Annotated in this window: 2 protein-coding genes and 1 tRNA gene; 2 read left to right on the top strand and 1 reads right to left on the bottom strand. The window is 60.7% G+C overall.

The window, feature by feature from the left end; genetic code table 11:
* Positions 1-86, top strand: a tRNA-Leu gene (locus ADADOO_RS14865).
* Between the two features lie 11 nt (positions 87-97).
* Complete coding sequence (locus ADADOO_RS14860; RefSeq protein ID WP_511278285.1) at positions 98-559, top strand: DUF1178 family protein; 462 nt, start codon at positions 98-100, stop codon at positions 557-559.
* Positions 560-634: 75 nt separating this feature from the next.
* Here the strand turns inward: ADADOO_RS14860 and ADADOO_RS14855 are convergent.
* The coding region (locus ADADOO_RS14855) for a helix-hairpin-helix domain-containing protein (protein ID WP_511278284.1) at positions 635-1,917 on the bottom strand (1,283 nt) is incomplete at its 5' end.

The following is a 1,917-nucleotide window of genomic DNA, read 5'->3' as shown; positions in this document are numbered from 1 at the left end:
GCCCGGGTGGTGAAATTGGTAGACACAAGAGACTTAAAATCTCTCGCTCTTTGAGTGTACGGGTTCGATTCCCGTCCCGGGCACCACGAATGAATACATGATCATCTACGACCTTAACTGCGACAACAATCACCGGTTTGAAGGGTGGTTCCAGAACGCCGGCGCTTTTGAATCCCAGTTGAAGGACAAGCTTGTTTGTTGCCCGCAATGCGATAGCCACAACGTGCATCGCGTGCCGTCGGCGGTCGCTATTTCCGGACATCATGCCGAGCCGGTTGGGGCGACATCGGTCAGCTCCGCAAAAGCACCAACAAGTACCGCGTTGATGCCGGTCGGGGCGCAAGCCATGGCGCTTTATCGCCAGCTTATCCAGACCATCGTCAGTCACAGCGAGGATGTTGGTCACTCGTTTGCCGATGAGGCTCGCAAGATTCATTACAACGAAGCCCCTCAGCGCCCGATTCGCGGCCAGGCCAGCGAGGATGAATGCGAAGAGCTGAGGGACGAGGGCATCCAGATTCTGAGTTTGCCGCTGCCCAAGGATGAGGATCTGAACTGATCCTCTTTTTCTTCTCGCTACATAATTTAACATAATACAAATTATGCGCTATATCGATGAGCCGAATCGGCGAGATTAGTGAAAGTCCCGGCTCGCTGTTTCCAGCCGGCCCAGCCAGGCAGAAAGGTCGACCAGTCGCTTGGCGACGAGATGAATGACTTCGCCTTCGATCTGAACCTGCCCGAAGACGCCAAGCAGCGTCGCGCCGAGCAGTTCGCGGCGTTGTTTTTCAACGATTTGGGGATGGACGACGACATTGACCAGCCCGCTTTCGTCTTCGAGCGTAACGAAGACGATGCCGGTCGCGGTGCCCGGCCGCTGGCGACCGACGACGATGCCGGCGGCGCGGATCAGGGCGCGGTGGCGGGCAGTTTTGAGGCTGGCGGCCGTGACAAAGCGGCGCTCAAATAGATGCTGGCGGAGCAGCGCCAGGGGGTGACGGCGCAGCGTCAGGCCGAGGCTGCGGTAATCGGCGATCAGGTTTTCGGCTTCGCTGGGCGTGGGTAGGTCGGTTTTCGGCTCGCGGATCGTTGTGCCGGCGAAGAGATCGCCCTGCACCGCCGCCACCGCTTTTTCCACGCCGGCTGCCCAAGCGGCTTGCCGACGGTGGCCAGCCAGGCTTTGCAGCGCATCGGCGGCAGCCAGTTGATCGAGGTCGCGACGTTGCAGGCCGGCCCGGGCGCTGAGATCGGCAATGTTCAAAAATGGGCTTTTTTTCCGGTTGACCCTAGGGCCAGCCGTTGTTTCTATGGTCGTAGCAATGCGCTCGGCGACGGCTTTCGAGAAGCCGATGATCTCGCGCAAGCCAAGGCGGACGGCACCGGTTTCATCGAGGCGGCTGTCCCAGTCGCTGACCGTAACGTCAGGCGGCAAAACGGTCACACCGTGCCGTCGGGCGTCCTGGATCAGCATCGACGGCGAGTAGAAGCCCATCGGCTGGCTGTTGAGCAGGCCGCACAGGAAGATGGCCGGATGGTGGCGCTTGATCCAGGCCGAAACGTAGACCAGCAGCGCAAAGCTGGCGGCATGCGATTCGGGAAAGCCGTATTCGCCGAAGCCCTGGATCTGCTGGATGATGCGTCGGGCGAAGCTGTCCGGCAGGCCGTTGGCGGCCATACCGGCGAGCAGTTTCTGTTCGAAGGGTGCGAGTCCACCCTTGCGTTTCCAGGCGGCCATGGCGCGGCGCAACTCGTCGGCCTCGCCGGGCGTGAAGTTGGCGGCGACGACGGCCAGTTGCATGACTTGTTCCTGAAAAATCGGCACGCCACAGGTGCGTTCGAGCACCTTGTCGACCGCCGGTGAGATTTTCTCGATGCGCTCCCTGCCCTGCCGCCGCTTGAGGTAGGGATGGACCATGT

The sequence above is a fragment of the Azonexus sp. genome (assembly GCF_036170495.1).
GTDB lineage: Bacteria > Pseudomonadota > Gammaproteobacteria > Burkholderiales > Rhodocyclaceae > Azonexus.
The sequence above is the reverse complement of the archived record's forward strand: the minus strand, read 5'-3'. Positions and strand labels throughout refer to the sequence as shown.

What these genes read in the sequence shown, in the direction of transcription:
- ADADOO_RS14860 (WP_511278285.1), top strand. Translation starts at nt 98, where the DNA reads ATGATCATCTACGACCTTAACTGCGACAACAATCACCGGTTTGAAGGG.